This window comes from Bacillus sp. C1, from assembly GCF_054570475.1.
This window is the reverse complement of sequence record NZ_JBTMZT010000040.1, coordinates 1-505: the sequence shown is the minus strand read 5'-3', so window position 1 is coordinate 505 and position 505 is coordinate 1. Positions and strand designations below refer to the sequence as shown.

The 505-nt window shown below is 34.7% G+C and carries 1 protein-coding gene; it reads left to right on the top strand.

Annotated features, from left to right (window positions below; all coding sequences use genetic code 11):
* Nucleotides 1-163: 163 nt before the first annotated feature.
* Nucleotides 164-505, top strand: a 342-nt coding sequence (gene tnpA, locus ACX5JI_RS26410) for an IS200/IS605 family transposase (protein ID WP_459503937.1), incomplete at its 3' end; no start/stop codon positions are given.

The following is a 505-nucleotide window of genomic DNA, read 5'->3' as shown; positions in this document are numbered from 1 at the left end:
ATTTAACGAATTCCCCGAAAGAATTCTCCTTCCTCAAGCGTGTGAAGGGCTTAGCCCAACGGTAGGTGGGAGATGAATTTCGGTTTGGCATAGCCAAAAGGCTTTGCCTTTTATTTTGCCTATGATATAATCAGTATTATAACGTATAAAGGCTGGTATATCAATGAAATTAGATAGTAATAACCATTCAGTATTCTTATTATATTATCATCTTGTGTTGGTCGTAAAATACAGAAGAAATGTGTTTGATGATGATATGTCAGACTATGCAAAAGACATGTTTGTACGATTATCTAAAAACTATAACATCACATTAGTTGAATGGAATCATGATGTAGACCATGTTCATATTTTGCTCAAGGCACATCCTAATACGGAAATGACAAAATTCATCAATGCTTATAAGAGTGCAAGTTCTCGACTAATCAAGAGAGACTTTCCACGAGTGAAAAAGAAACTTTGGAAAGAGATGTTTTGGTCGAGAAGTTTTTGCTTACTAACTACT